18 protein-coding genes and 1 riboswitch are annotated in these 24,389 nt (G+C 42.3%); of the genes, 16 read left to right on the top strand and 2 right to left on the bottom strand.

Annotated features, from left to right (window positions below):
* Nucleotides 1-71: 71 nt before the first annotated feature.
* Nucleotides 72-1,055: a Gfo/Idh/MocA family protein gene (locus ODU46_RS07265; protein WP_205041332.1), complete on the top strand. Its 984-nt coding sequence runs from the start codon at nucleotides 72-74 to the stop codon at nucleotides 1,053-1,055.
* 261 nt (nucleotides 1,056-1,316) lie between these two features.
* On the top strand, nucleotides 1,317-2,591 hold the full coding sequence (locus ODU46_RS07260) for a LysM peptidoglycan-binding domain-containing protein (RefSeq protein WP_398579448.1): 1,275 nt from the start codon (nucleotides 1,317-1,319) through the stop codon (nucleotides 2,589-2,591).
* 412 nt (nucleotides 2,592-3,003) lie between these two features.
* On the opposite strand, the gene treC is transcribed toward ODU46_RS07260, so the two are convergent.
* Nucleotides 3,004-4,629, bottom strand: coding sequence for an alpha,alpha-phosphotrehalase (treC, locus tag ODU46_RS07255; protein WP_398579447.1), 1,626 nt, complete (start codon nucleotides 4,627-4,629; stop codon nucleotides 3,004-3,006).
* 340 nt (nucleotides 4,630-4,969) lie between these two features.
* On the bottom strand, nucleotides 4,970-6,964 hold the full coding sequence (gene treP / locus ODU46_RS07250; protein WP_398579446.1) for a PTS system trehalose-specific EIIBC component: 1,995 nt from the start codon (nucleotides 6,962-6,964) through the stop codon (nucleotides 4,970-4,972).
* Between the two features lie 232 nt (nucleotides 6,965-7,196).
* Here treP and treR point away from each other — a divergent pair, with 232 nt between their 5' ends.
* The 14 genes from treR (at nucleotide 7,197) to ODU46_RS07180 (ending at nucleotide 24,383) form a co-directional block, all read left to right on the top strand.
* Nucleotides 7,197-7,910: a trehalose operon repressor gene (gene treR, locus ODU46_RS07245; RefSeq protein ID WP_044683691.1), complete on the top strand. Its 714-nt coding sequence runs from the start codon at nucleotides 7,197-7,199 to the stop codon at nucleotides 7,908-7,910.
* Nucleotides 7,911-7,967: 57 nt separating this feature from the next.
* Nucleotides 7,968-8,279 (top strand): hypothetical protein, encoded by a 312-nt coding sequence (locus tag ODU46_RS07240; protein ID WP_002935948.1) that lies wholly within the window; start codon nucleotides 7,968-7,970, stop codon nucleotides 8,277-8,279.
* Complete coding sequence (locus tag ODU46_RS07235; protein ID WP_044758571.1) at nucleotides 8,276-8,824, top strand: CvpA family protein; 549 nt, start codon at nucleotides 8,276-8,278, stop codon at nucleotides 8,822-8,824. The genes ODU46_RS07240 and ODU46_RS07235 overlap by 4 nt, the downstream gene beginning before the upstream one ends.
* A gap of 339 nt (nucleotides 8,825-9,163) precedes the next feature.
* Nucleotides 9,164-11,497 carry an endonuclease MutS2 gene (locus ODU46_RS07230; protein ID WP_253219138.1) on the top strand — a complete coding sequence of 778 codons (2,334 nt, stop codon included), beginning with the start codon at nucleotides 9,164-9,166 and terminating at the stop codon, nucleotides 11,495-11,497.
* A 23-nt stretch (nucleotides 11,498-11,520) separates the two neighbouring features.
* Complete coding sequence (locus ODU46_RS07225; protein WP_114867000.1) at nucleotides 11,521-12,174, top strand: GNAT family N-acetyltransferase; 654 nt, start codon at nucleotides 11,521-11,523, stop codon at nucleotides 12,172-12,174.
* A gap of 529 nt (nucleotides 12,175-12,703) precedes the next feature.
* Entirely contained in the window at nucleotides 12,704-13,018 is a 315-nt protein-coding gene (trxA, locus tag ODU46_RS07220) for a thioredoxin (protein WP_012775426.1), read from the top strand.
* Between the two features lie 140 nt (nucleotides 13,019-13,158).
* Nucleotides 13,159-14,688: an AMP-binding protein gene (locus ODU46_RS07215; RefSeq protein ID WP_398579445.1), complete on the top strand. Its 1,530-nt coding sequence runs from the start codon at nucleotides 13,159-13,161 to the stop codon at nucleotides 14,686-14,688.
* 39 nt (nucleotides 14,689-14,727) lie between these two features.
* Entirely contained in the window at nucleotides 14,728-15,666 is a 939-nt protein-coding gene (msrB, locus tag ODU46_RS07210) for a peptide-methionine (R)-S-oxide reductase MsrB (RefSeq protein WP_318804618.1), read from the top strand.
* Between the two features lie 136 nt (nucleotides 15,667-15,802).
* Nucleotides 15,803-16,660: a helix-turn-helix domain-containing protein gene (locus ODU46_RS07205; RefSeq protein WP_398579460.1), complete on the top strand. Its 858-nt coding sequence runs from the start codon at nucleotides 15,803-15,805 to the stop codon at nucleotides 16,658-16,660.
* Nucleotides 16,661-16,841: 181 nt separating this feature from the next.
* The gene (locus tag ODU46_RS07200; protein WP_398579444.1) at nucleotides 16,842-18,827 is read left to right on the top strand and encodes a DUF1430 domain-containing protein; all 1,986 of its coding nucleotides are present in this window, start codon (nucleotides 16,842-16,844) and stop codon (nucleotides 18,825-18,827) included.
* Between the two features lie 19 nt (nucleotides 18,828-18,846).
* Nucleotides 18,847-20,832, top strand: a complete 1,986-nt coding sequence (locus ODU46_RS07195) for a DUF1430 domain-containing protein (protein ID WP_398579443.1) — start codon at nucleotides 18,847-18,849, stop codon at nucleotides 20,830-20,832.
* Between the two features lies 1 nt (nucleotide 20,833).
* Nucleotides 20,834-21,466, top strand: a complete 633-nt coding sequence (locus ODU46_RS07190; protein ID WP_024406818.1) for an ABC transporter ATP-binding protein — start codon at nucleotides 20,834-20,836, stop codon at nucleotides 21,464-21,466.
* A 262-nt stretch (nucleotides 21,467-21,728) separates the two neighbouring features.
* A riboswitch (glycine riboswitch) is annotated at nucleotides 21,729-21,833 on the top strand.
* A gap of 109 nt (nucleotides 21,834-21,942) precedes the next feature.
* Nucleotides 21,943-23,277, top strand: a complete 1,335-nt coding sequence (locus ODU46_RS07185) for a sodium:alanine symporter family protein (RefSeq protein ID WP_221864656.1) — start codon at nucleotides 21,943-21,945, stop codon at nucleotides 23,275-23,277.
* A 257-nt stretch (nucleotides 23,278-23,534) separates the two neighbouring features.
* Nucleotides 23,535-24,383, top strand: coding sequence for a mechanosensitive ion channel family protein (locus ODU46_RS07180; RefSeq protein ID WP_002937530.1), 849 nt, complete (start codon nucleotides 23,535-23,537; stop codon nucleotides 24,381-24,383).
* The last annotated feature ends 6 nt before the right edge of the window (nucleotides 24,384-24,389 follow it).

Here is a 24,389-nt window from a genome sequence, read left to right as displayed (position 1 = left end):
CACAAATGCTAGTTAGAGTGTGCAGAAAAGGGTGGAATTTACTATAATGGTAGAAGAAAGTGAGGTACACTATGGAAGTGCAAATGAAGTATAAATGGGCGACTCTGGGAACAGGTGTCATTGCCAACGAATTGGTTCAGGCCTTGCAGGCTATGGGAGGAAATCTTTATTCGGTAGCCAACCGTACCTATGACAAGGGTGTGGAATTTGCGCAAAAATATGGCATCGAGAAAGTTTATCGAGAAATCGATGAAGTGTTTGAGGATCCTGAAGTAGACATTATCTACATTTCTACGCCTCACAATACCCATATCAATTATTTGAGAAAGGCCTTGAAGGCTGGAAAGCATGTCCTCTGTGAAAAGTCTATTACGCTTAATTCAGAAGAATTAGCAGAAGCCATTCAACTGGCAGAAGAAAATCAGGTTATCCTGGCAGAAGCCATGACCATTTTCCATATGCCAATCTATCGTCAGTTGAGCCAAGTGGTTACCAGTGGCAAGCTTGGAGAGTTGAAGATGATTCAGATGAACTTTGGTAGCTACAAGGAATACGACATGACCAACCGCTTTTTCAATAAAAACTTGGCAGGCGGTGCCCTTTTGGATATTGGTGTCTACGCTCTGTCCTTTGTCCGTTGGTTTATGACGGAAAAGCCAAATCAGGTCTTGTCCCAGGTCAAATTGGCTCCGACAGGTGTGGACGAGCAGGTAGGGATTTTGCTCAGCAATGATGCAGGAGAAATGGCGACCATCGCCCTGACCCTCCATGCCAAACAGCCAAAACGGGGCACCATTGCCTACGATAAAGGCTACATCGAGCTTTACGAGTACCCTCGCGGTCAGAAGGCAGTCATTACCTATACTGAAGACGGTAGTCAAGAAGTAATCGAAGCGGGCGAGATAGCCAAGGCTCTTTCTTATGAAGTGGCGGATATGGAAAAAGCTGTCGCAGGCATCGAAAACACCATGCACCTAGCCTACACCCAAGATGTCATGGACATCATGACCCAACTCCGTAAAGAATGGGGCTTGGTTTACCCTGAAGAAATGTAGGGATTTGACTAATCCGAAAATAGAAATGAGAGTGAGCTAGTAGCCAATTATTGGGTTATTACCTTACTCTCATTTTTTTATCGTCATTTAGTATTATCTAATAATATGACAGTCAGATGACATTTATATTGATTGTGTGACAGAAAAGTCCTAAGATTACATAGTGGAGACAGTTTATTTAAAAGAACGGTTGAAGGCTTGTTTTTCAGATTTGATTTAGGTAAGATAGAACCATCTCAAAAATAAAGAAGGAATAAGATTATGAAACGTAAGAGAACAAATAAACCACAACATATGCGTCGCAAGAGAAAAACACCCATCATGAAAAACAATAAGAAGATGTTATACACATCTTCATTGGCTCTTTCCCTCTTTAGTACAGGGATGATTTCGACAAATGTTTTAGCCCTCGAATGGGCTCCACGTACTGTTTCTGAAATTAGCCCAGAAATTGTCCAAGAAGAAGGAAAGATGACCTATACTGTTCAGTATGGGGATACCTTATCAGCCATCGCCTCAGCTATGAATATTGATATGGACTTGCTGGCGAAAATGAATCAAATTGCAGATGTCAACTTGATTTTCCCTGATACGGTACTGACGACGACTGTTGACCAAAACAATCAAGTGACTCAGGTTGAGATTGAAGCTCCTGTTCAGGGAAACACAAATGAGACCGTTCAGGCAACTGTTGACCTAACAACCAATCAAGTAACGGTTGAGGATACGGTTATTCCGTTGGATCAAATTTCATCAGTTACTGACTCAGCACCCGTAGAGGAAGTTGTAGAGCAGCCTGTAGAAGAAGTTGTAGAGCAGCCTGTAGTAGAAGCGCCTGTAGAGGAAGTTGTAGAGCAACCTGTAGTAGAAGCGCCTGTAGAGGAAGTTGTAGAGCAACCTGTAGTAGAAGCGCCTGTAGAGGAAGTTGTAGAGCAACCTGTAGTAGAAGCGCCTGTAGAGGAAGTTGTAGAACAGCCTGTAGTAGAAGCACCTGTAGAAGAAGTTGTAGAACAGCCTGTAGTAGAAGCACCTGTAGAAGAAGTTGTAGAACAGCCTGTAGCAGAAGCACCTGTAGAGGAAGTTGTAGAGCAGCCTGTAGTAGAAGCACCTGTAGAGGAAGTTGTAGAACAGCCTGTAGTTGAAACTCCACAAGTGACAGCCCTATCAACCACTACAACAAGTACAAGTGCTTATGATGTTGGTTTGCAACCACAGGTAGCAGCCTTCCGCGTAAAAGTGGCAAATGCCTTTGGTATTACCTCATTCTCTGGTTACCGTGCAGGTGATTCAGGAGACCATGGTAAAGGTCTGGCAATTGACTTTATGGTGCCTGAGAGCTCAGCTCTAGGAGATCAAGTGGCAGCTTATGCAGTTGCAAACTTAGCTTCTAAAAATATCAACTACATCATTTGGAAACAGCGTTTCTATGCGCCGTATGACAGTATCTATGGTCCAGCCTATACATGGAACCTGATGCCAGACCGTGGTAGCGTTACAGAAAACCATTACGATCATGTGCATGTATCTTTTAATTAGACTTACAAAAATAACCGTTTCAGCCTTATCTGAAACGGTTATTTCTTTATATGTAGTAATATAGTCGAATGAATTAACTTTCAAACAAGGAACTGAGGTGCAGGCAGCTAGAACAGCCTAGAGGCTGTTCTAGGTTGAAAATAAGACTTGCGAAACAAGTCACTTTCGTAGAGTACGGCAAGCCGAAAGTGATGATGTATCAAAGTTAATTCAAATGACTATAAAAAAGAAACAACTATCTCCCCCCAGATAGCTGTTTCGTGCGCAAATCACAGTATAAAATATATTCCTAAAAGAAACCTTAAACCAAGAACTTGCCTTCACAAGTAACATACTGAGCTGCGAAGGCAGGTTCTAATTTTAGGAAAATTAAAATTGACATGTAGAGTGTTGTTTTCGGATGCTTTATCGTTTATTTAACTTGAATCGCCAATGCTTGGTAAGGTTTGAGAATGATTTTTTTGCCTAGTTTGTTGTCAGGATAGTTGCTGATGAGGACTTGACCGTGGGCGTAGTCATCTGTCAGGTCTAGTTCAACCTCTTCTGCGAAGAAATTGTTGAGAACTAGTAGTTTCTCACCGTTCAGCAAGCGTTCAAAGGCGTAGACTTTCTGGCTATCCTTGTAGACTGCCTTGTAATCCCCTTCTGAGATGAGGGGGAGTTCTTTTCGGAGTCGAATCAACTCTTGATAGAAGGTAAAGATTGGGCCTGTTTTTTCCTGTTCAACGTTAATGGTTGGATAGGATTTGCCAGCCTTTAGCCAAGGGGCGCCTGTTGAGAAGCCTGCATTGTCAGAAGAGTCCCATTGCATCGGGGTGCGGGAATTGTCACGGGACTTGGCCTGGATAATCTTGAAGGCCTGATCAGGCGTGTGACCTTGGTCCAAGAGCATCTGGTAGGCATTGATAGACTCCACATCGACATAGTCGTCCATGCTATCGTAGTCGGGGTCAATCATGCCGATTTCCTCGCCCATGTAGATGTAAGGGGTTCCGCGTGACAGGTGGATAGAAGCGGCCAGCATGGTTGCTCCTTCGTTTCGGAAATTCTCTACATCAACAAAGCGATTGAGGGCACGAGGTTGGTCGTGGTTGTTGTAGAACAAGGCATTCCAGCCATTTCCAGCTGACATCTCCTCGCCCCAAGTGTGAAAGAGGCGTTTGAGTTCCTCAAAGTCAAAGTCCATAATGGTCCATTTTTGACCGTCCTTGTAGTCCACTTTCAAGTGATGGAAGTTGAAGGCCATGGACAATTCTTCCCGCTCAGGAGCTGTGTAGAGAATACAGTTTTCAATGGTGGTGGCAGACATTTCCCCAACGGTCATGAAGCCTTTTTCTGCTCCAAAAGTAGCATTGTTCATCATCTTGAGGTAGTCGTGGGTAATCGGACGGTCGGTGTAGGCTGGTTTGCCGTCGTTGACTGGGCAATCTTCTAGGACTTCATCCTTACCAATCAGGTTGATAACGTCGAAGCGGAAGCCCTTGACACCCTTGTCTTTCCAGAAGTTGACCACCTTGAAGAGTTCTTCGCGGACATGCGGATTTCGCCAGTTGAGGTCGGCTTGGGTCACATCAAAGAGGTGAAGATAATATTTCCCAGTATCACCAAAAGGAGCCCAGGCATTGCCGCCGAACTTGGAAACCCAGTCAGTAGGTTGGTCACGTAGGATAAAGAAATCCTGGTAGTATTTGTCGCCAGCTAGGGCCTTTTGGAACCATTCGTGGTCTGTCGAGCAGTGATTGAGGACCATGTCTAGCATGAATTCGATGCCCAATTCTTTTCCGACAGCCACCATTTCTTCAAAGTCAGCCATGGTGCCGAAATCAGGATTGACAGCTGTATAGTCAGAAATGTCATAGCCGTTGTCCCGTTGAGGACTTGGATAGAAGGGATTGAGCCAAATCATATCAATGCCTAGCTCTTTTAGATATGGAAGTTTTTCAATAATCCCACGCAGGTCGCCGACACCATTTCCAGTTGTATCCTTGTAAGATTTTGGGTAGATTTGATAAACAACCTTTCGTTTGTCTATTGTCATTTTGCTCTCTCTTTCTTAATTTTTTCCTTCTTGCATAAGCAATGATAGGGAGTGGGAAAGAACTCGACTAAGTCAAAAAGAGTTCGTCAACAAGTCTTTATTTCTAGTTGTTGAGCTGAAACAGTCTATCCCCAGACTGTTTCACTCCCACCCCTGCATAGCTCCAAAGGTTCGGGGAACCTTTGGAGGTTGGAGATGAAGCGAACTTTGTTCGCAACAGTCGTGATGGTCAGATTTGGAGTGTGAAACACGAACAAATCTGCCAATCAACCACTGCGCTGAGATGTTGACACGAACACTGAGAAGTGGGCCAGGGCTTTTTGCCCAGCCTCCTAGAACATTAATTCTTTGTAACTGTCAGAATAGCTTCGCCTTGCGAGATGGCACGAGGAAGATTTCCGATAACTTGAGTGTCAAAGTCAGTTTGGTTGGTCACGATAACTGGTGTTTCAGCAACAAGACCAGCAGCCTTGATGACATCGATGTCAAAGCTAATCAATTTATCACCAGCTTTTACCTTGTCGCCTTGTTTGACGTGAGCTTTGAAGCCTTTGCCTTCCAATCCAACAGTATCCATACCGATGTGCATAAGGAGTTCAACTCCGTTCGCTGCAGTAATACCAACAGCGTGGTTTGTTGGGAAGAGGACGGATACTTCACCGTCAACTGGAGCAACCAAGACACCTTCGCTCGGATCAATAAGGACACCTTGTCCCATGACACCTGATGCAAATACAGGGTCAGTAGCTTGTGACAATTCTTTGGCTTGACCAGTAAGTGGGCTGATCAATTCGATAGCAGCGCCAGTTTCAACGACGGTTTCAGCTGGAGTTACAACTTCTTCAACAGTTTCTTCTTTTTTTGAAAATGCACCTGTACGTTTGAAAACAGCTGTCAAGATCATTGGGACAACAATCGCAACAATCATTGTCATAAAGAATGCACCCCAGTATTCAGCCTTGATAGACAAGATACCTGGAAGACCACCGATACCGATAGAAGCAGCTTGGATATTGAAGGTTACAGAGAGTAAGCCTGCGATACTTGAACCAATCATAGCAGCTACGAATGGGTAAATGTATTTTACGTTGACACCAAAGAGAGCTGGTTCAGTAACACCTAGGTAGGCAGAAATAGTTGCAGGGAGTGAAACCTGAGCTTCTTTTTCATTGTGACGGTTCATGAGGAAGTAGGAAAATACTGCTGAACCTTGAGCGATGTTAGAAAGAGCAATCATTGGCCAGAGACCAGTTCCACCAGCATCCGCGATTAATTGCGTATCGATAGCATTTGTCATGTGGTGAAGACCAGTGATAACGAACGGTGCATAGAGGGCACCGAATACCGCACCGAAGAGCCATTTCAATGGGCCAGTCAAACCTGCCAATACGATGGTTGACAACCATTGACCGATTGTCCAGCCGATAGGACCAAGGACAGTGTGAGCCAGGATAATCGCTGGAAGAAGTGATAGGAATGGTACGAAGATCATTGAGACCACTTCTGGAACAACCTTACGCCAGAAGATTTCCAGATAAGAAAGTGCCAAACCTGCAAGAAGGGCAGGGATAACTTGCGCTTGGTAACCGATGCGGGCAATACTAAATGCACCGAAGTTCCAAGACCAGTCGCTGGCAATGGTTGCTGCATCTGTACCAGGTACAGAATAAGCGTTGAGCAACTGAGGAGAAACCAAACAGATACCAAGGACGATACCAAGGATTTGTGACGTTCCCATTTTACGAGATACAGACCAAGTGATACCTACTGGCAAGAAGTGGAAGATGGCTTCACCTGGCAACCAGAGGAAGTGATTGACACCATTCCAGAAAGGAGAAATCTGAACGATGGTGTTCCATACAGGGTTACCGTCAGCGTCAAAGACCAACTGCCCGTCTTTCATGGCTTGTCCAAGCCATTCCATCTGAACGCCTTCCAAGACGTTACGGAAACCAAGAATCAAACCGCCGACGATAAGGGCAGGGATGATTGGAGTGAAGATTTCCGCCAGCATAGTCATAACACGTTGGATGGCATTTTGGTTACTTTTAGCGGCTGACTTAGCAGCTTCTTTTGATACGCCTTCGATACCAGACACAGCTGTAAAGTCATTGTAGAAGATTGGTACATCGTTACCGATGATGACTTGGAATTGACCAGCGTTGGTGAATGTTCCTTTTACAGCAGGAATGTCTTCGATGACTTTTACGTTTGCTTTTTTCTCATCTGCAAGAACAAAGCGCATGCGTGTTGCACAGTGTGTTACTGCATTGACATTCTCTTTTCCGCCAATAGCTTCTAGGAGCTGTTTAGCTTCTTTTTCAAATTTTCCCATATATTTTTCCTTCTAGACGGCTTATGGAATCCGTCACCCTATATTTTTTAGACATCTCTCAAAAGTATGTCTTTTCCGAAATTTGTACGGACAAATTTCTTTTGTGTTATGATTGTATCCGATTTCAAAAAATAATGCAAGCGTTTTTGCTTAGTTTTTTTAATTTTGAAATGAATTTTGTTATAATGTTGATAGTTGTATGCTATTTGACAGATGAATTTGCGAGGAAATGATGAAAAAATACCAAGAAATTTATAATGACTTAAAAGAAAAAATACGGACAAATGTTTATCCGGCAGAAAGCTCCCTACCGACAGAACAGCAGCTTCAGGAAATCTATGGTGTTAGTCGTGATACGGTTCGTAAGGCGTTGGCGATTTTGACTGAGGGAGGTTTGATTCAAAAAGTGCAAGGGCGTGGTTCAATGGTCCTTAAGCAAGAAATTCTCAATTTCCCAGTTTCAGGGTTAACTTCCTATCAGGAATTGACAAATGTTCTCCAGCTTTCTACCAAGACAGATGTTGTCAGCTTAGATATGATTACCGTTAATAGTAGCCTTTCGCATTTAACAGGCTTTGAGCCGTATAGCAAGGTGTGGAAAGTTGTCCGTACACGTTCGATTGACGGTAAGGTCTCTGTTGTGGATACAGATTATCTTGCTGTTGATGTCGTGCCAGAGTTGACAACTGCTATTGCTGAAAAATCCATTTACGAATACCTGGAAAATAAGTTAGGCCTTGATATTGCTTATGCACAAAAAGAGATTACGGTAGAGCCGACCAGTCGAGAAGAGCGCGATCTAATGCAATCGAAGGATGATTATTTGGTCTTGATTAAATCTCGTGTCTATCTCGGTGATACCCAGCAATTCCAATATACAGAAAGCAAGCATAAAATTGATAAATTCCGCTTTGTAGATTTTGCTCGTAGAAAGCATTCTTTATAGGAGAGATTAGCCAAATCAAGTTTTTTACGCTATAATAGATAGAAGAAGAGGTAAGATATGGCAAACTTAAATCGATATAAATTTACATTTGGCGAGAAGCAATTAACCTTGACAACTGAGCATGATAATTTATTCATGGAAGAAATTGAGCGTATTGCACAGGAAAAATACCAAGCTATCAAAGAAAAGATGCCGACGGCGGACCCTGAAACCCTCGCACTTTTGTTGGCAATCAATGCTCTATCCGTTCAACTAACACGCGAGATGGCATTTGAACAAAAGGAACAAGAACTTGCAAGCGTCAAAGAAAAGGTCTTGAAAAAGAATGTGACCTTGATTGACTTAGATGAGCTTGAGGACAAGGTATGATTTCATTAGCAATTATTCTCATTTTGGCATGGAGTTTCTACATTGGCTACAGTCGTGGTCTAGTTATACAGGCGTTTTATAGCATGGGAAGTATTATTGCTCTGGTGGTTGCGACGGCTACTTATAAAAAATTGGCATCCTTCCTTTATCTCTGGGTGCCATTTGCCAATGCTACCCAGGGGAGCTCCAACTATTATTTTGATGAGAAATATCTCTTTGACCTAGATATGGTATTTTATGCGGGATTGGCCTTTCTTTTGATATACGTCTTGGTTTACGCTATTGTGCGTTTTATAGGAATATTTGTCCATCTATTAGAGGCTTTTAATCCTGATACAAAAATGACCAATCTCATAAGCGGTGCCTTGGCTGTCTTGGTGACTTTTATTTCTCTTCAGATTGTGATGGTCTTGCTATCAACTATTCCGTTAGCGATGATTCAAGATAAATTGCACAGTAGTTTTCTTGCCAACATCATGATTCAGTACACACCATTCACTAGTAGCTTTTTAAAATCTCTCTGGTTGAGTAATATAGCAGGGTAAGGGAGACCTTATCCTTTTTATCGTCATTTATACTCTTGGAAAATCAAAATCAGACGTTGTTGATTTGATGAGTGGAAAGATCCAGTGGATCTTTTCAGCCTGTTCCCTTGAAATATAAAAGGAATAGAGTTCTATCTGCATTAGAGCGAAACGCACTACGTTCGCCTATTTCCAGCCTCCAAAGGTTCCCCGAACCTTTGGAGCAAGTCTGATTCTGATTTTCATTAAGTATTAGTTGACTGTTATCCCCTTAATGTAAGAGACTGGGAAAGACTATATTTTATCTTATTATTGTTTTGATAATGAGATAAAGCTAAGGAAAAGACTAAGTAGGAACATATGAATAATAAAATTATTGAAACCCTTGAATTTCACAAGGTAAGACAAAAAATTGAGCCCTATCTTTTGACGGAACAGGGCTTTGAAGAATTACGACAGTTGGAGCCCATGGTGGAAGTCCACCGTATCCAACAGGCCTTCGACGAGTTGACAGACATAGCTCAGATTTTTGTGGAAAATCCCTATTTCAGTCTGTCAGCTACTAGCGACATCGGTCCAGCCATGCGTCGTTTGGAATTGGATACAGACCTCAATATCGCTGAGCTATTAGCTGTTAAAAAGGTCTTGGAAGTTTCTAAATCTCTCTTGGATTTTTATGGAAATCTGGAAAATGTCAGTCTTAGCCAGCTGGATAAACTCTTTGAGAAGATTGAGCTTTTTCCACATTTACAAGGCTCCCTCCAGTCCATCAATGATGCTGGTTTTGTAGAGGATTTTGCCTCTGAAAAACTAGCCCGTATTCGAAGAAAAATCCGTGAAGCTGAAGACCAAGTTCGTCAGGTCATGCAGGATATTTTGAAGAACAAGGGCGACATGCTGTCCGATAGCATTTTGGCAAGTCGTAATGGACGCAATGTCCTTCCTGTCAAAAATACTTATCGCAATAAGATTGCGGGGGTTGTCCATGACATTTCTGCATCTGGCTCGACTGTGTATATTGAACCGCGGGCTGTTGTGACCTTAAACGAGGAAATCAGTCACCTACGTGCAGAAGAACGCCATGAGCTCAACCGTATCTTGCAGGAATTGTCGGATATGCTCCGTCCGCATAGTGGCGTGATTCGTAACAATGCCTGGCTTATCGGACATATTGATTTCGTCCGTGCTAAGCATCTCTTTGCGCGTGATCATCAAGCAGTTGTACCCAAACTATCTGAGAAGCAGGATATTGCCCTTCTCAACGTTCGCCATCCGCTCATTGCTGAGCCTGTACCAAATGACCTGTATTTCGGTAGTCAGTTGACGGCTATCGTGATAACAGGTCCCAACACAGGTGGTAAGACCATCATGCTCAAGACCTTGGGATTAACGCACCTTATGGCTCAGTCTGGTTTGCCTATCTTGGCTGACAAGGGCAGTCGGGTGGCCATTTTCAAGGAAATCTTTGCAGATATTGGTGACGAACAGTCCATAGAGCAGAGTTTATCAACCTTCTCCAGTCACATGACCCACACGGTACAGATTTTAGCGGAGGCGGATCAAGATTCTCTTATTCTTTTCGATGAGTTGGGAGCGGGGACAGATCCGCAGGAGGGTGCGTCTTTGGCAATGGCTATTTTGGATGACCTTCGTCTGCGGGGGATCAAGACCATGGCAACCACCCACTACCCTGAGCTTAAGGCCTACGGTATAGAAACCTCTGGTATTGAAAATGCCAGCATGGAATTTGATAGCAATAGCCTGCGTCCGACCTATAAGTTTATGCAGGGTGTTCCTGGTCGCTCCAATGCCTTTGAAATTGCCCGCCGTCTTGGACTATCTGATATCATCATTCAGTCAGCCCAATCTTGGACGGATACAGATAGCGATGTGAACCGCATTATCGAGAAATTGGAAAGCCAGACGGTTGAAAGTCGTCAGCGTCTGGATAAGATTCGTGATGTGGAACAAGAAAATTACAAGATGAACCGAGCCCTTCGTAAGCTCTATGACGAGCTCAATCGTGAGCGGGAAAATGAGCTCAACAAGGCACGTTTGGAGGCCAAGGAAATTGTAGATATGGCATTGGCAGAAAGCGAGGATATTCTCAAAAATCTTCATGCTGCAGCCAGTCTTAAGCCCCACCAGATTATCGAAGCCAAGGCAGAGTTGAAAAAGTTGGCACCTGAAGTGGTGGATTTGTCTAAGAACAAAGTCTTGAAAAAAGCCAAAATTCAGCGGGAAGCCAAGTTGGGCGATGACATTATCGTTACAGCTTATGGACAACGTGGGACCTTGACCAATCAGCTTAAAGATGGACGTTGGGAAGCTCAGGTTGGTTTGATTAAGATGACCTTGGCCAAAGATGAGTTTGAGTTAGTCAAGGCGGAAAAGGCAGAGCAGCCTAAGAAACGCCAGGTTCACACAGTCAAACGTGCCAATGTACGAGGGCCAAAAGCCCGCTTAGATCTCCGTGGTAAACGCTACGAAGAGGCTATGATGGAGCTGGATGAATTTATCGACCAGGCCCTGCTCAATAACCTGGCACAAGTCGACATTGTCCACGGTATTGGTACAGGGGTTATCCGAGAAGGGGTGACAAAGTACCTTCGCCGCAATAAGCAAGTCAAGGAGTTCGGCTACGCCCCACAAAATGCAGGTGGCTCAGGCTGTACTATTGTGACGTTTAAATAGCAATCAACCGATGGGAGATTCTTATGATTATCAGAAAATATCAAACCAGTGATGAAAAAGGCTGGGTTTATTGTAAGGCACTCAGCTACCTCTTCTCTCCATTCTTTGATGATAGAGAGACAGAGAAGCCCGAACTAATGACAGACGTTTATGATTATCGTGTGGAATGGGTGGCCGAAGTAGACGGACAAATTGTTGGTCTAATTGACATCGATATTTACACGGAAGAGTGCAGCCAGTCTTATATTTACGCACCAAGTAAGCGAACAGCTTATTTTACTAACCTAGCAGTTCACCCTGATTTTCAAGGGCAGGGCATTGCACAAGCGCTTTTTGAACAGGCAGAGAATGAATTGAGAGAGCAAGGTGTAGAGAAATTAGCTATCTTTACCAGAGAGGACGATGCTGCTAACCATTTGTATCAGAAATGGGGTGGCGAGGTAGTCTGTTCGGATTATCTAGTGGTCGGAGCGCCACAAGATGTTCCAACCTTCCGCTTTGGAATTGATTTAGAGCGAGGTAGATTGTCCTTTTCAGATATGGAAGGTCAGCCAGTTCCCTACTATTTGAGAGAAGGTGTTTATGTAGTCAGTGAGGAAGCTGGCTTGGATCTCTTTGACATAGAAGATGTCTATCAAGAATTAACCTATGTGGTGGATTTAACAGAAAAAAGTTGAAACATTTTCAACTTTTTTCTGTTTTTGTAAATAAATCAGGTACGTGATTTCTCATTGTCCCCTGCGGTCTAGTTTAGCTTGACCCATTTGTTTTTACAACTGAAATTTTTATAGATAGGTTTAACTCATATCTCATCCCGTAGCACCTCATCGATAACTATGTCCCATTGCTACAACTGGATTTGACAGGAAGAACAGTCACCCAGTTCCCCCTCGTTTCCCTGCGGACAAGTTTGGCTTGACCAATACATTTTTCCAAGTCACTATTTTCTCAACACATCTATCTCCCCTCTTTTTCCCGTAGCACCTACTCCGTCACCTTGTCTCATTGTTACAATTGGATTTGATAAGCAAAACAATTTTTCATTTCTCGCTTGTATCGTTGCGGACAAGTTTGGCTTTACCCATTTGTTTTTACAACTGAAATTTTTATAGATAGGTTTAACTCATTTCTCTTCCGTAGCAAAAATTCGCTTTCTGTTTTTTTTTGGTGTAGAATGATAGTAGAAAAACAGAAACGGAGAAAATTATGGTTCAAGTTATTACAGATGCAAACTTTGAAGTTGAAACACAAGAAGGCGTAGTCCTTGTTGACTTTTGGGCACCATGGTGTGGTCCTTGTCGTATGCAAGCACCAATTTTGGAGCAATTGGCAGATGAAGTGGACGAAGACGAATTGCGCATCTACAAGATGGATGTTGATGAAAATCCAAACACAGCTCGTCAGTTTGGTATCATGTCTATCCCAACTCTTTTGTTCAAAAAAGATGGACAGGTTGTGAAACAAGTTGCTGGTGTCCACACGAAAGATCAAATCAAAGCTATCTTGGCAGAGATTGGTTAATTGAAAATGTAAACAAGTAGTGAGCTCAGATTCGCTACTTGTTTTTTTCACAACTGAAAGTATGTTCAAAAAATCAGATTGTGAAGGTTGACACAAGATGTTATAATAACCTTATCATTGTCATTTTAGAAAGGTTAGATATGTCAACTATTAGTTACAAACCATTAAATCTTTATCGTCAGTTTAAAACAGCAGCTCAAGAGTTTCCAAATGTTGCCATTTATTTTGACCACCCCTACGCCTCCTTCCCTGAATTAGGATTGGAAAATACCTATCAAACAGTTTTTGAGGCTATTCAAAAAAGAGCTGCTCAATTTGCAGCAGCAGGTATTGGCTATGGGGACAAGGTGGTTCTGTATAAAAGCCCAGCTTTCGACACCTATTTGTTAGCAGTAGCGGTAACGGCATTGGGTGCTGTTCCTGTTATGATTTCCTACCATTTGCCATCTTCGAATTTAGATGTGTTTGCGGAGCGATTGGAAAAGTCTTTCATTGTCTACGACCAAGAAACGGAAGAACGTGTAGCAGGAATGACTCGAACTGACCTGGTCACAAAGATATTTTTACCCCAAGTCCTAGTGCAAGAAGCAGTTGCTTTTGAAGAAAATCTCCTGCCAGAAGATGTTATTCAATACATGACTCATACTTCAGGAACGACAGGTGTTCCAAAACTAATCTGCCACACAGCACAGACCATGGGCTGGCGAGTAGCATGGCAACAGACTATTTTTGACAAGATGACGGAGAGAGGCTTGCTGGCCTTCCATATCTCCCCTGTTCATTCGCGCTATAATATCGGCGTGTCGTCGGCGATTGGGCTAGGATTCCCCCTCTACCCGCTTTCTTCTGCAAGAAAAGATGATGTTGAACGGGCGCTTGCTCGTCATCGTCCAAGTGCTCTGGAAACCCATCCTAACAACTTTGTCCAATGGGCAAGATTGGCCAAGGAAAAACCAGAGGTCTTTAGTAGCATTCGTTATTACCATTCAACCTTTGATGCTATCAATATTGGTACGCTTCGCGCCTTCTTGGAGGCTTCTAAAGAGCAACATCCAGTCTTTATGCAGGTTTATGGTCAAAGTGAATGTGGTCCAATGATTTTACGTTACCATCGTTTGGAAAATCTAGGAACAGTTAGCGGACGAGATATGGGGATTGGTCTGGAAGGTTACACAGAAGCACGCATCACAGATGCCAAAGGGAATCCTCTCCCAGCTGGAGAAAACGGACATATCCAGTTCCTGTCAAAAGGCCGTGCTGTGACCTACTATAAAGAAGATGCCCGCTTCCAAGAAAATGTGTACGGTGCTTGGTGGGATAGTGGTGACTATGGCTGCATGACTCCAGAGGGTACACTTCTTCTAAAAGACCGTCAGGTTGACCTCATTGAGCACATCGACAGCAATCTAGCCTTGGAAGATTTATTGCTGGATAAATTGGACTTTTTATCAGAAGTCGTGATTATCCGCGATGTCAATGGTGCACCGCAGCCGATTATTGCTCTGGCAGAAGATGCTGGGATGAACTGGGAAGCTTGGTGGGCCATGGTTGCAGATCTACCACTATTGAAAGAACCCATCTTGATGGCTTATGACGACATTCCACGTACTGCGACCATGAAGGTTCAACGCCTCAAAATGGAAGCAGAAATGAAAGAAAAAAATCTGTAAGGGTGACGAAACCACGCTTGCAGATAAGAAGGAGTTCACATGAAAGAAATTTATCTAGCAGGCGGTTGTTTCTGGGGGATGGAAGGCTACTTTTCCCAGATTGATGGTATTCTTGACACCAGCGTTGGCTATGCCAATGGACAGGTGGAGACGACCAATTATCAACTCCTCAAACAAACAGATCACGCAGAAACACTCTATCTAGCCTATGATGAGACTCGTATCAATTTGCGGGAAATTCTCCTTTATTATTTCCGCGTCATTGATCCCTTCTCTGTCAACCAGCAGGGACCTGACAAGGGGCGCCAGTATCGGACTGGTATCTATTACACAGATGAGGCTGATTTGCCGACCATCGAGCAGGTCATGACGGAGCAGTCTCAGCTCTTTGGCGGACGCCCCCTAGCCGTTGAAGTGGAGCCACTCGCGCATTACATCCCCGCCGAAGACTACCATCAGGATTATCTCAAGAAAAATCCCCAAGGGTACTGCCATATCGATCTTGCACAGGCAAAAATCCCTCTGATTGATGTTGCAGACTACCAAAAGCCAGACCAACAAGTCTTAAAAGACAGCTTGACCGACCTCCAGTATCAAGTCACTCAAGAAGCTGCGACGGAAAGACCCTTCGAAAATGAGTTTTGGAATAGTGACCAAGCTGGCATCTACGTCGATATTACGACTGGTGAGCCCCTCTTTCTCTCGACAGACAAATTCGACTCAGGTTGCGGCTGGCCCTCCTTTACCAAACCAATCAGCAAAGAAGTTGCGACTTATTTCCAAGATAAGTCCCACGGCATGAACCGCATCGAAGTCCGCAGTCGGGCTGGTCATGCTCATCTAGGCCATGTCTTTGATGACGGACCGCGTGACAAGGGTGGATTACGTTACTGTATCAACTCAGCAGCCCTTCGTTTCATACCGAGAGAGGAAATGGAAGAAGCAGGATATGGCCTGTTTTTGGAGTTGCTTAAATAAATTTATGAGCGCAGAAAGTCTATTCGCAAAGAATAGGCTTTTTGTGTATTAAAATTGTATGTTCAGAAAGATGATTTTGATATAATAATCTGTATAGAGATTTTTCTTAAGGGACATATATGGAAAGGCTATGAAAATGATTCTTAGTAAACGTTTTAAAAATAGAAGAAAGGAACTTGGCTTTACTCAAAAGGAACTTGCAGAGGGAATTTGTGAGCAGAGTTTGATTAGTCGAGTTGAAAAATTAGGAGTTGCTCCTACATCGGATATATTATTTACCTTATCACAACGCTTACAGGTGTCTATGGACTATTTTTTTGATGAAAGTGTATCAGATAAAGCGCCTGATATTACGGTATTTAAACGATTGGTGGACAAAGCTTTGTTCACTCGTTCCTATGATCAACTGGCTTATCTTGTAGAGGCAGAGAAGCAGAAAGAAGCTGTTCATTCGCAGGAAAGCAGTGAATATTTAACTTATCTGGCTTGTATAGTGGACTTCCATCATTATCATAAGGAAGATACTGCAATTGTACGTATGGAAGAACTTAGTCATCGAATCAGTAAGAAATCTAGTTTTTATCTGGATGTATACAACAGCTTGGTTAATTTTTATGCCTTGACTTCTCGAGACGAGGCTTTAGACAGTTTGTATGAGGGGCTTTCAGAAAAGCTTAGCCACTTGGATATATCGAACACAGAGAGTTTTCATAAGTATATCAAGATTCGCTACAATCACGCTCACTATCTTTTTAAAAGGAAGAGGCAGTCACAGGCAATTGATGAATTGACAGACCTAATCGAAATCTTGCGAGACAAGAAGAGTTGTTATCTTTTGGCAGATACGCTTTGTTTAATCGCAAATGTCGGAGAGGGATTTCTATCAAAAGATGAAATTCTCTCCTATTATAGAGAAGCGGAATGTCTATTCAAATTTTTTGGTCCGCAAAATAGTTATCTTAGTTTGAAAGAATATCTATCGAAAGATATTTAATAATCAAGTATAGATTTTTTATAAAAATAATTAAAATTGGTTGAAAATCAACTGTTAATATGTTAAGATAAAATAAAAAGCTATATCAACGAATGTTTGAGAACATGTTGATTTTGGTTACGGGTTCTAATGATAGGGAGGTGGTGGAGTCCACCTCCTTTTTGTGCAAATGGGGTTCGTTATGAAAAAAGTATTTACTTATTTATCCACTTTTAGCATCTGTCTCTTCTGTATATGGTTAGTGAGTCTGCAACTCGATTCTTTAATTTATCATTACTATCCATCGGTTTCCATATTAAGTCGAGGGGAAGAAGTGACCTATGAAGAAGTGTCGGATGCCCTGACAAATTTAGCTGAAAAGGAAAATAGTCTAATTGCTAAGACAATAACAGAAACAGATGATAGTGGGCGAACTACTACCAGTTATGATGTTTTTGGGAAGGGGGAGCTTCCACAGGGCTTGGTCAAAGCGGATAGGTTAGTAGCTAGTCAGGCCAACTTAGCTGAAAATTACTATGTTGTAAAAGGGAATCTGGACATCAAAGCGGTAGAAAATGTCTTACAGTCACTAGGATTGGTGGATAGTTATACTTACAGACCGACCCTATTAAACAGTTTAAGTCTATTTCTTGGTAGGGGAGCTCCGAGCTTAGGCCTTATTATCTTTATACTCACAAATCTTGCATTGACAGTAGTTGGGCAGATTGTCTACTTGCGGTCAGCAGGGATAGAGATACTTTCAGGTGTGAGGAGTTGGCAGATTGCTAGTCGTTTTTTAAGAGTGGATGGAAGAGATATAGCATTGGCTACAGGAGGGTCGCTTGTTTTCGGACTGATTGCTATTTTAATTTTGGGTTGGCCAATGGTATATTATCGTTTTGTAGCAATCGGTATTGCTTTTTATGCTTGTTTGCTTTTGTTCCTGTCTTTATCGACAAGTGTTGGATTCATGATTGCATTAAACATTACTCAGTTACAAAAGCTAATTAAGGGAGCTTTGCCTCTCAAGGCGATTTTTGCTATTTTACTAATAGGTCAGTGTTTAGCGGTTTGTATCATCTCTATTGGTGTTAGTCGAACGTTGACATATGTTGGAGTCCTCCATACACTAACGATAGGAGAAAAGGCTTGGCAAGAAAGACAAGATGTTTTTAGTCTGTCTTTGAATCGTGAAGCGTTCATAGCTGATGAAGCGATGGCTCAGCAACAAAGAATAGCTTGGTCTCATGTAATTTTAGAATCATATTCGAAAAATAATGTAATGTTAGTCCAGCACCATTTACGGCATAACACAATAAAAGAACATACCATTATTGAATCCAGCAAGGAAATTCCTCTAGAAAGGGTGCTGTATGTGACGCCGAACTATATACAATCAGAAGGTGGCCTGTACGATTTCAATCAGCTGGAAGAGATAAAGCAATTAGGCAAGGGAGAAATTGCTTTATTATTACCAAAGAGTTTGCAAAATGATGCGAGTGTTTACCAAGCGTATTTTGAGGACATGGTAGGGAAATTGCTTGCGGATGGAGAAAGATCCATAAGTTTGCATTCAAATGTTTATTACATTTCAGACGAGAAGCGATGGTTCATTTACAATCATACTCCGATAAATTATGAGCAATTTTTACAGGCTCCGTTGATTGTTGTTCTATCACCTGAAAGTTTTGAAGAAACGTCCTATTTTTGGGAAAATGCGTTACCAGATTTTGTATTTTTCAAAGATAAAGAGATGCTGGAACAGCTGCTGGAGAAATACAATTTACGAAATACAATAGGTAGCTTATTATCTAGCAGGCAACAGTACAACACCCTGAGAAAAAATGTTCAACTTGAGATTCTTATGACCCTATCTCCGACAATTCTTGGAATATTCACTTCCATACTATTGTTCAATACGATGAATCTTCTATACTTTGAGACCTTCAAAAGAGAAATAGCCATCAAGCGGATAGCAGGGATGCGTTTTATCGAATTGCATGGTTCTTATCTAGGAGAACAGGTCGGGGTCGTTCTCGTTGGGATGGGGTTGGCGATGTTTATGACAAAGTCAGTTATTGTTAGCCTAGGAGTAGTTGTGGCTCTGTTGATAAATAGTTGGATGTTGCTGAACAAACAAGCGAAAAGGGAAGAAAAAATCCAGTTGAGTGTATTAAATGGCAGATAGTTAATGAGGTGAAGGTAGAATGAAAGGAAAATTTGTACTTGTATCGACGATCATTCTAGCCGTTTTTATGATTTGGTTGGGCGTCAGCCAAAAGGAGACTATGCTAGTTCATTATTATCCTTCTGTGACCACCTTGTCGGTATCTGAGGACGTGACTTACTCAGATGTACAACAGCGATTAGAGGACTATTCTCAACAGACGGATAGTGTCATTGCCAGACGGGTGATTGAGCCAAGTACATCAGGTGGACGTACCTTTTCCTATGACAATTTTAGTCAGTCTTCCCTACCAAGAGGACTGGAGGAATTTCAGGCATCAGAAAAAGTGGAATCTGCACTTTTAACCAAGTATTTTATTTTCCAAGGGAAAGCGACGGTAGAGGAACTTCGGTCTCTTCTTGTTTCGCTAGGCTTTGACGAGGTTCAGATTCGGAAGCCTTCGACTATTGCTACTTTACTCGCATTTCTGACACAAGGTGGTCAATTCTTAGCCGTACTGGTCTTTCTTATTACCTATATGGCTTTGGTAGTGATTGCTAATGTAAGGCAATTGCGTACAGCAGGTATCCGTTTGATTGCAGGAGATTCACGTTGGCATTTATTTCTACTATCTCTACAGGAAAATGCGAAAGAGATAGCTCTAGCTATCCCATTTGCGGTTCTTCCAGCAGTTGGACTGGCCTATCTCATCGGATTAGATAGCTATTCCGTCTACTATCTGGTCGCAGCTCTAGTAGGCTATCATTTCTTGCTTGGTTTGATTGCCCTTTTTTTCGCTGCTACATTTACCTTGGGCATTCGGACCTATCACTTTTTACCCTTGTTAAAAGGGAAGATGCCCCTGCAAGGAATCCTGACCATTATGGTTATGGGACAAATGCTGGCTCTACTGGTGGTGTCATTGGGTATGTCTCAAACCTTCTATTATTCAGGAATTTGGCAAGAATACCAAGCGGGTGCCCGGCAGTGGGAGAAAGAAGAGGATTACCATAGTTTGGCTTGGAACATTGCTGCGGATGGTCGCTCGGGACTAAATTCGCCTGAAAATTGGTATCCTTTACTAAAGCAAGCATTGGAGGAAGACGGCGCGCTCTTTGTCAAAAGTAATTTGAATGCCTATTTAATGGGCTCCCAACTGGAAGATGGAACAAGTCTGGACAGCTACCATCCAGCAGGAAACACCCTCTATGTTAGCCCTCATTATATCCAGATACAGGATGTAAACTTAGCAGAAGGAGAAGCATTGCCACCTCTACAAGAAGGAGAATTTCAGCTTCTCTTACCTGAAAAATTGCGCCCTGAAAGCGATACGTATCTCCATCTTTACCAAGACTATATCAATCGTATGGTAAGACCTGCCAATCAAGCAAGCTCAGCTACCATTAAGGGAAAAGTTGCCTATCTAAAAGATGGGCAGAAGCAGTTTATCTACAATCATCGTTCTGGTCAGCATGTGCAATATTTGAAAGACCCTATTTTAGTTGTGCTGACACCGTCAAGTCTGGGAGAGGAATCTGCTGATTTTTGGTTGAATGAAGTAGATAGCAGTATTTTATTTAAAAACAGAGATAAACTTTTGCGCGAATTGAAGGCAAGAAATCTGTTTCAGTTTGTTAATGAAGTGAGAAGTAGTTCCTCCCTATTTCAAGAACTATTAGATCGTATTCGGATAGAGACCGTTTCAACATCTATGGGTGCCATTTTAGGGATTGTGACATCAATTGTCCTGTTTAATACCATGAATCTATTATACTTCGAAGAGTTTAAACGTGATATTTTTATCAAAGAAATTGCAGGGATGGATTTCTTGGGAATCCATAAGAAATACCTAACGTTCCAACTGCTTTCCCTCTTGTTGGCTCTTGGAGCAAGCATGGCAGTGACAGGTCACATGTTCATAAGTAGTATCAGTTTTACCTTGTTTATGGTCAATGCCCTCTGTTTATTGAGGTGGCAGGCGAGGAAAGACGGAGCTTGGAATATCCGTATTTTGAAAGGAGCCTAGTATGTTTTCTATCCAATCAATTCAAAAGAAATTTGGGCAACGTAGCTTGTTTTCTGATGTAACGCTAGACTTGCAGGCTGGAAAGGTCTATGCCTTGATAGGTGCCAGTGGTAGCGGAAAAACGACCTTGCTGAATATTTTAGCCAAGTTGGAGTCCTATGATGCAGGTGACATTCTCTACAAGGGGAAGGATTTGAAAAAGGTGAAGCCCCATCTCTTTTTTAGGGAGGAATTAGGCTATCTCTTTCAGAATTTTGGTCTTTTAGAAAGTCAGACAATCAGAGAAAATCTGGATTTGGGACTGATTGGTCAGAAATTGTCCAGAGACGAAAGGAAATCGAGGCAGGAAGCGGCACTTGATGCAGTTGGTCTGTCTTATCTGGACCTGTCCCAGCCTATCTATGAACTCTCAGGAGGGGAAGCTCAGCGGGTAGCACTTGCTAAAGTCATCCTGAAAAATCCTCCATTGATTTTAGCAGATGAGCCGACGGCTGCCTTAGATCCTAAGAGTTCCCAAGAAATTATGGATATTTTGTTATCTTTGAAGAGTCCAGACAGGCTTATTGTGATTGCCACCCATAATCCTTTGATTTGGGAGCGAGCAGACCTTATCATAAAAATGGAAGACTTGTAAAAATTCATACTCTTTGAAAATCAAAATTATCCGTTGTCAAGAGCCTTGATGAGTGAAAAGCTCCGGTGGAGCTTTTCAGCCTGTTACCTTGAAACAAGACAGTAACAGAGTTCTATCTTCAGCTTCGTTTCCTAGGCCACTTTTGATTTTCATTGAGTATCAGAAAATATTCTTGATTTTTTCGTGAAATTAGATTAAAATAAAACTAGATAAAACTGAATAACCGGTTGATATTGAGTAGAAGGGAAACTGACTGTTCAATGGACGGAACTCTGGAGAGACCATTTTGGCACCGAAGGGGCAAGGTAGTTCTGCTTGGAAAAGTAGAGCTACTGAAACTCTCAGGTAAAAGGACAGAGCGTTGAAAAATAGGCTTTTTCTGTATTTTTCACGTTGATTCTAGAGGTTGAAGAGTTCAGCCTCTTTTTGTTTTTCCGGCAGCTTTATCGGATTAAGAATTATGCTTAGGAGGAACTATGTTAGAACTATTTAAGGCTATCAACAATCTTGTTTGGGGACCGCCTCTCTTAATACTTTTGGTCGGTACGGGTGTTTACTTTACACTCCGTTTAGGGATGTTTCAAGTTAGCAAGTTACCAACCGCCTTTCGTCTGATTTTCTCTAGTGACCAGTCTGGTCAGGGAGATGTGTCTAGCTTTGCGGCTCTTTGTACAGCTTTGGCAGCGACAGTTGGTACGGGAAATATTGTCGGAGTGGCAACAGCCATTACGACAGGTGGACCAGGGGCTCTTTTCTGGATGTGGGTAGCGGCCTTCTTTGGTATGGCGACCAAGTATGCGGAAGGATTTTTAGCCATTAAATACCGTACAAAGGATGCCAATGGTCAAGCAGCAGGTGGGCCTATGCACTATATCACCTTGGGGATGGGACAGAAGTGGAAACCCTTGGCTGTTTTCTTTGCTGTCTCAGGTGTCCTCGTAGCGCTTTTGGGGATGGGGACATTTTCACAGGTTAATTCGATTGCATCTTCCATGTCTTCGAGTTTTGGATTAGCTCCCCAGTTGGTCAGCATTGTGACAGCCATTTCAATTGCTCTCTTTATCTTTGGGGGAATTGAAAAAATATCGGATGTTTCGACCAAAATCGTTCCTTTCATGGCAATTTTATACATTTTGGCAAGTTTGATAGTCTTGGTAGTTCACTGGAATGAACTGTTGCCGACACTTGGTTTGGTTCTGAAATCTGCCTTCTCACCTGCAGCAGCAGTAGGTGGCTTTGTAGGGGCAACTGTAAAAGAAGCGATCCAACGTGGTATTGCGCGTGGAGTGTTTTCAAATGAATCTGGTCTAGGTTCGGCGCCTATCGCAGCTGCAGCAGCCAAATCGGATAATCCTGTTGAGCAAGGTTTGATTTCTATGACGGGTACCTTTATCGATACGATTATTATCTGCACCTTAACAGGTTTGACAATCTTGGTGACAGGTCAGTGGTCTGTCGAAGGATTGGAAGGAGCTCCTCTGACACAGGCAGCTTTTGCAACAGTTTTTGGCAATGCAGGATCTATTGCCTTGACGATTAGTTTGGTACTTTTTGCTTTTACAACTATTCTCGGATGGTCTTACTATGGTGAACGCTGTATCGAGTTTCTATTCGGTACCAAATCCATCTTGCCTTATCGTCTGTTATTTGTGGCAATGGTAGCCCTTGGTGGTTTCCTCAAACTAGACTTGATTTGGACCATTGCAGATATTGTAAATGGTCTCATGGCCCTACCAAACTTGATTGCCTTACTAGCTCTCTCTCCTGTTATCATCAAGGAGACACGCCAGTATTTTGCAAAGAAGAAATAAGATAAAAGACAGTCGTTTGGCTGTCTCAGATTGAAGAAAAAGTCCATTTTGGACAATTTTCTTCAATCTTTTTTCTTTATGTTGAAAATAAAAAACTCTCAGAAACGCGAAATATCAATGTTTCTAAGAGTTTAATGACTTGCTATCTTTCGCAAACTTCTTCAATTTTTAATATTTTTAGGAGTTTGTCTACGTTCTAAGTCAGCCACTTGGCTGTCTTTTTGTTCTTTTAGGATGTTTTCTGCTATAATTATCTCATGAATGATTTTATTACCAAGTATTTGTCTCAATTTAATATTGAGGCCATTGTGACAGCAGGTCTAAATAAGGTTTTATCGCTTGTTTTACTCTTTGTTGCATTTTACATTATCAAGAAGATAGCCAAAGCTTCTGTGAAAAAGGTTTTGGTTCCCTCTCTAAAGGTATCTACACAAGACATTGGTCGTCAGAAGACCATCAGTCGTCTGGTGGAAAGCATCCTAAATTACCTACTCTACTTTATCCTTATCTACTGTATTCTGAGTATCCTCGGTTTGCCGGTATCCAGTCTTCTTGCAGGAGCCGGGATTGCTGGGGTAGCTGTTGGGCTGGGCGCACAAGGATTTCTCTCAGACTTGGTCAATGGATTCTTTATCTTAATTGAACGACAGTTTGACGTCGGAGATGTGGTTAAGTTAACCAACGGGCCCATTACCATTTCAGGAACCATCGTTAGTATGGGAATCCGAACAACACAAGTACGTGATGCAGATGGGACATTGCATTTTATTCCCAATCGCAACATTCTAGTGGTGTCCAATCAGTCAAGAGGGGACATGCGTGCTCAAATCGATATTCCGCTCAAATTTAATACCGATTTGGAACAAGTCTATCGCGTAATAGAAGAGGTCAATTTGAGAGAAATCAGCAATTTTGACCAGATTACAGGTGTGACTGTATTAGGTCCCCAAAACGCTATTTCGGGACAGTTTGTATTTCGTGTTAATCTTTTCGTAGCCAACGGTCAACAGAACAAGATCTATCATCAATTCTTTGGTTTTTATCAAGATGCTCTGCGTCAAGCAGGAATAGATTTACCTTCAAGTGGACCAACTGTTTTAAAATAAGGAGTT

The organism is Streptococcus sp. 2020WUSS089 (assembly GCF_044427405.1).
Classification (GTDB): domain Bacteria; phylum Bacillota; class Bacilli; order Lactobacillales; family Streptococcaceae; genus Streptococcus; species Streptococcus hashimotonensis.
This window is presented reverse-complemented; position numbering and strand designations above follow the sequence as displayed.